Consider the following 5,285-nt stretch of genomic DNA (forward strand, 5'->3'; position numbering starts at 1 on the left):
GCATTTTCAGCCCGTGCCGCTAGCCGCAACGCGCTGACCAGCATCGATCCCCGACCTGACCCACCGAAACCCCGCCGAACTGTGGAAGCCGGGCTGGACGCCCTCCTTTCGCTGCCCGAGATCGGCGGCCCGGTCGGGTACTCGGGGGGAGTGATCGCCATCGGGACCCGGCTTGCGGTGGTCGAGCCGCGCATCTCGGCCGCCGTTCTGTTCGCCGGGAGTTTCGTGCCTCGCGCCCTGTTCGAGGAGGCCCGACAGGCCACCATTCCACTGCACGTCCTGCTGCAGTGGGACGACGAAGGGAACGACCGGCAGCAGGCCCTGGACCTGTTCGACGCCTTCGGCTCCAAGGAGAAGACGCTGCACGCCAATCTGGGCGGGCACACCGGCGTCCCGCAGTTCGCGGGGGACGCCGCGGCCCAGTTCTTCACCCGGCATCTGAGCTAGCCGCCGACCACCCCCGCCGTCAGGCCAGCAGCAGACGGTAGGCGGTGTCGGTCAGGATGCCGCTCATCGAGGACAGGTCCCGGCCCTCCTCGATGGCGGTAGCCGGTAGATGCACGACCGCCCCGATCGCGGCGGTACCGGCCGGTCGGGGCGGCGCAAGGGCGTGGACGCCCAGGTTCGGTGTCAAACGCCTCGATTGGATGACAGGGCGACTGGCTTCATTGTTGCAGGGTCTCGCGGTAGGTGTCGGAGACCGCTCTCGTGACCTGCTTCTCCTTCCGTTGCCTCACGGCGTGTCGGACATCGGAGCCTCAGCCTCGTGTCGCTTCCTCGGCGGTCTGTCTTGATCGGAGCAGACCGCCGGGCTCGTGACCTGGGCTGTCCCGCAACTTCCGAGTCAGCAGCCCGCAGGTCTCCCCCCTGTGCGGTTGCCAGGTGGTTTGGGGACGAGCGCGGTGGCGGGTCGGAAGTGCGGGCACGCGTCGACGCCGTCGGCGAGGGCCTGGACGCGGACTGCCGGAGCGGAACTCGCGTGGACAAGCCTCCGGGTGTGTGACCCGCTCGATCGCGCCGTGCGGTCGATGCGCTTTCCCGGCCGGCCGGGCGGATCAGCGCATTCCGGCGAAGAGATCGTTCTCGGGTATGACCGCGCCGGTGGCGTCCTGTACACGTACGAAGGTCTCCATGCCCATCAACTCGCCGAACCTCTCCTTGCCCATCTTGAGGAAGAAGATGTTCTCGCCCTGACTGGCATGCGCGGCCAGCGCGTCGAACTTTTGGCAGCTGAACGCGGTGGTGTCCACCCATGTGGTGATCTCATCGTCGGGGAGGCCGATCTCGGCCATCGCGGCGGCCTCGGCAGGATCCGGCTCCGGCATGTCCTCATGAAACTCGCGCATGATCTCGCCGAACCGCTGCATCATCGAGCGGGGCATCGTGGTCCAGTACACCTTCGGTGTCAGCGCGGTCATCTCCAGCGCCGCCATCGTGATGCGGTGGGCCTGGATGTGGTCGGGGTGGCCGTAGAAGCCGTTCTCGTCGTAGGTGACGACCACATCGGGTCGGTAGTGCCGCATGAGTTCCGCGAGTCGGGCCGCGCCTTCCTGCACGGGGGTCTGCCAGAAGGATCCGGGGGCGTCGTTGCTCGGCCAGCCCGTCATCCCGGAGTCGGCATAGTCCAGCATCTCCAGATCGCTGACCTTCAGGACGTCGCAGCTCGCCTCGAGTTCTTGACGGCGCATCAAGGCGACCGCCGCCGGATCGTGCCCGGGATCGCCCGGCTTGACACCCTCCGGTCCGTCACCGCAACCGCCGTCGGTACACGTCACGAGAACTGTGCGGATGCCTTCCGCCGCGTACCGCGCGAGGACCCCTCCGGTTCCGGTGGCCTCGTCGTCGGGGTGGGCGTGTACTGCCATGAGCGTCAAGGGCCGGTCAGTCATGAAACAGTCCTCCTGCAGAAATACGTCTTGGTCCGAGTGCGCGGCGGGCGTACCGCGATACTGGGGCCCGGATCCTGGTGGGGCGGACGACCTTGTGGTCTCCGTGTTCCCCGCCCGTGCGGCGCCGGTCCCTGGGTCGATGCAACTGTGCTCCCGGACCGGCTGTTCCCGCCGCGGCCGCTTGGCCTTCCAGGCGTCGGCGTTTCTACGCGAACGAGGTACAGGCGCGACCTGCTGTCCCGTCCGGTTTGAGAATGACGCCGGGCGCTGTTCTCAGACGAGTTGGCTCTCGTGGAAGGGGACGCGCTGCGGGCCGCGTCTCCGGAACGCCGGATACTCATTCGGTCGCATGTCAGTGACGGCATGCAGAATGCGTCCATCCCCTGATCTTCGCAGGGAATCCCGGCCTTCAGGCCGGGCGGGGATGCGATCCTGGGCCCGAAGCCGCGAAGCGGCGGAGTTCCCTGCGAGGACTGGCGCGAAGCGCTAGACCGGGCGCTTCTGGTTCTTGATGTACTCCTTGACGATGCTCAACGGTGCGCCACCGCAGGAGCCCGCGAAGTACGAGGGCGACCAGAGGACGGACCCCGTGCCGATCCGGTTGATCCGGCCGGTGTACTCGGCGCGCAGATACCGGGAGCTGACGCCTTTGAGACTGTTCACCAGCTTGGAAAGGGCAACCTTCGGCGGGTAGTGCACGAGCAGGTGGACGTGGTCGCCCTCCCCGTTGAACTCGCGAAGCTCGGCCTCGAAGGATTGGCACACGTCCCGCATGATCGCTTCGCAGCGCGTCAGCATCTCGTCATCGAAGACGCCACGGCGATACTTGGTGATAAACACCAAGTGAACGTGCAGGTTGTAGATGACATGGTTTCCTCGACGGATATCGGGATCCGGCTCCCAGCGCGGTGACATCCACCAAGTCTGACACATGGTAAGGTGATCTCCGAACCCGACCGAAAAAGGGGGTGGGCTGATGATCCGTGCGTACAAGTTCCTCATGAGGCCCACCGTGGGCCAGGCCCAAGCCCTCGGCGAGATGCTGCGGGATCACTGCTCGCTCTACAGCGGAGCCTTGCAGGAGCGCCGTGACGCCTACCGGCACGTCTCGAAGACCTCGATCAAGTACGGGATGCAGTCCGCTCAGCTCAAGGACATCCGTGCCTTCGACCCCGATCGTCAGGGCCGCTGGTCGTTCTCCAGTCAGCAGGCCACCCTGCGGCGTCTCGACAAGGCATTCCAGGCGTTCTTCCGGCGGATCAAGTCCGGTGACACCCCCGGCCACCCGAGGTTCCGGGGCGCCAACTGGTTCGACACGGTTGAGTTTCCGAAGGACGGGGACGGCTGCCGTTGGGATTCCACTCCGCACGATCCGGTTACCCGCGTCCGGCTCCAGGGCGTCGGGCACGTCAAGGTCAACCAGCACCGAGCCGTGATCGGCAAGGTCAAGACGATCTCAGTGAAGCGTGAAGGCCGGAAGTGGTTCGTCGTACTCACCGCCGAGCAGGACCGGCCCGAGCCGCTTCCCGCGACCGGCAGCGTCGTCGGTATCGACTTGGGCATAGCCAACTTCCTCGCCGACTCGGGCGGCGGCTTCGTCCAGAATCCCCGCCACGGCCGGTGCGCTGCTGACAAGCTCGAAGCCGCCCAGCAGGCGCTGTGCCGGTTCCCGCGTGTCCGCCGGGACAAGCGCACGCGCAACCACCAGCGCGCGGTGGAGAAGGTCGCCAGCCTGCACGGCAAGGTGCGTCGCCAACGGCTCGACCACGCGCACAAGACCGCGCTCGGCCTGGTCCGTGAGCACGACTTCATCGCGCACGAAGACCTCAAGATCCGCAACATGAGCAAGACTCCCGCGCCGAAGCCGGACCCCGACCAGGCCGGCGTGTTCCTGTCCAACGGGGCCGCAGCCAAGGCCGGGCTGAACCGCTCGATAGCTGACGCCGGTTGGGGGGTGTTCCTGACGATCCTGACGAGCAAGGCTGAGAGTGCCGGCCGGGAAGTGATCGCTGTGGACCCCCGCAACACCTCCAGGCGGTGCCCCGCATGCGGGCTCACCGCGAAGGAGAACCGGCCCACCCAGGAGAAGTTCCACTGCGTAGGCTGCGGCCACCTGGCGCACGCTGACACGGTGGGAGCCATCAACGTTCTACGGGCCGGGCTGGCCCGTCGCGAGGCCAAACCGGCTTAGGACTCAGATCAAAAAGAGGCTTTCAGGCGTCGCCAGCAGATGATCGCGCAGCCGAGGGTGAGGAAGGCTTGGTGGATGTCGGCGCGGATCTCCCAACGGATGCGCAGTCGGCGGAACCAGTGCAGGAGGGCGAAGGCTGCTTCCACGACCCAGCGGTTCTTGCCCAGGCCGCTGCCGTGCTCGGTGCCGCGGCGGGCGATGAGCGGGCGGATGCCCAGCTCGCGGACCTGGTGGCGGTAGACGTCGTGGTCGTAGCCCCGGTCGGCGTAGAGCACACCGGGGCGCCGACGCGGCCGTCCGCGCTTGCCGCGGATCGGCGGCACGGCGTGGATCAGGGGCAGGAGCTGGGTGACGTCGTTGCGGTTGCCGCCGGTCACGGTGGCGGCCAGCGGGATGCCGTGGGCGTCGACGATGACGTGGTGCTTGCTGCCCGTCTTGCCACGGTCCACCGGTGAGCGCCCGGTGGCATCCCCGCCCTTCAATGCCCGCAGGTGGGAGCCGTCAACAGAGGCGCGGGACAGGTCAAGCACGTCGCTGGCGCGCAGTTCGGCGAGCAGGAGTTCGTGCAGCTGCTGCCACACGCCGGCCTCGTTCCAGTCCCGCAGTCGCCGCCAGCAGGTCATCCCGGAACCGAAGCCGAGCTCCTGCGGTAAGAACTCCCACCGGATCCCCGTGTACAGCACGAACAAGATCCCACACGTGACTTTGCGCTGGTCAAGCCGCTTGCGTCCGGGGTAGCGGTAACGCCGCTCCACCACCGGGAGCAGCGGCTCCATCCGCTCCCACAGACCGTCCTCGATCTCCCACGGCTTGCGCTTGCCCACACCAGTAGTCGCCGCACACCCCCAACATCGACCGTGCCAACGCGAGAAGAACAACTCTTGACGGTCAGTCATTCCGCAAGCTCGTTCTGTTAGGAGTCCTTAGCGAGAAGCCCCGTCATTTATGGCGGGGAGGAGTCACGAGTCACGACTACCGGCCCGGTGACGTGCTGTTGCTGGAGTGCCCGTTCACTGAGACCGCCGTCACCGGGGTCACCCGTTACTACGTGTCCGTGCGGTGGCCGTGGTTGGAAGTGGACCCGCAGGCCGAGAACATCAGGTGGAACGGTCAGAGGGCTCTACGTTCTTGATCGGGTTGGTCCTCCCATTCGTAGGGTGGGGACACCCAGGGACATCAGGTGTGGCTATGAGAGGGCTGCCGGC

General features: G+C 66.7%; 5 protein-coding genes and 1 pseudogene. 2 read left to right on the top strand and 4 right to left on the bottom strand.

The features are described 5' to 3' along the window. A pseudogene (locus ABZV38_RS39445) lies at nucleotides 1-447 on the top strand (alpha/beta hydrolase); the annotation flags it as partial. A 19-nt stretch (nucleotides 448-466) separates the two neighbouring features. On the opposite strand, the gene ABZV38_RS39450 reads toward ABZV38_RS39445, so the two are convergent. From ABZV38_RS39450 to tnpA, 3 genes are all read right to left on the bottom strand, one after another. After that, nucleotides 467-634, bottom strand: coding sequence for a hypothetical protein (locus ABZV38_RS39450; protein ID WP_356333682.1), 168 nt, complete (start codon nucleotides 632-634; stop codon nucleotides 467-469). A 421-nt stretch (nucleotides 635-1,055) separates the two neighbouring features. Continuing rightward, nucleotides 1,056-1,889, bottom strand: a complete 834-nt coding sequence (locus ABZV38_RS39455) for a PIG-L family deacetylase (RefSeq protein WP_356333684.1) — start codon at nucleotides 1,887-1,889, stop codon at nucleotides 1,056-1,058. Nucleotides 1,890-2,375: 486 nt separating this feature from the next. Next, nucleotides 2,376-2,804, bottom strand: a complete 429-nt coding sequence (gene tnpA, locus ABZV38_RS39460) for an IS200/IS605 family transposase (protein ID WP_356000539.1) — start codon at nucleotides 2,802-2,804, stop codon at nucleotides 2,376-2,378. A gap of 61 nt (nucleotides 2,805-2,865) precedes the next feature. On the opposite strand from tnpA, the gene ABZV38_RS39465 reads away from it, so the two are divergent. After that, nucleotides 2,866-4,080, top strand: coding sequence for a transposase (locus tag ABZV38_RS39465; RefSeq protein WP_356333686.1), 1,215 nt, complete (start codon nucleotides 2,866-2,868; stop codon nucleotides 4,078-4,080). Nucleotides 4,081-4,088: 8 nt separating this feature from the next. Here the strand turns inward: ABZV38_RS39465 and ABZV38_RS39470 are convergent, their stop codons facing one another. Continuing rightward, on the bottom strand, nucleotides 4,089-4,904 hold the full coding sequence (locus ABZV38_RS39470; RefSeq protein ID WP_356333688.1) for an IS5 family transposase: 816 nt from the start codon (nucleotides 4,902-4,904) through the stop codon (nucleotides 4,089-4,091). Nucleotides 4,905-5,285 lie beyond the last annotated feature (381 nt).

The organism is Streptomyces sp. NPDC005181, assembly GCF_040608395.1.
In the GTDB taxonomy this organism is placed as follows: Bacteria; Actinomycetota; Actinomycetes; order Streptomycetales; family Streptomycetaceae; genus Streptomyces.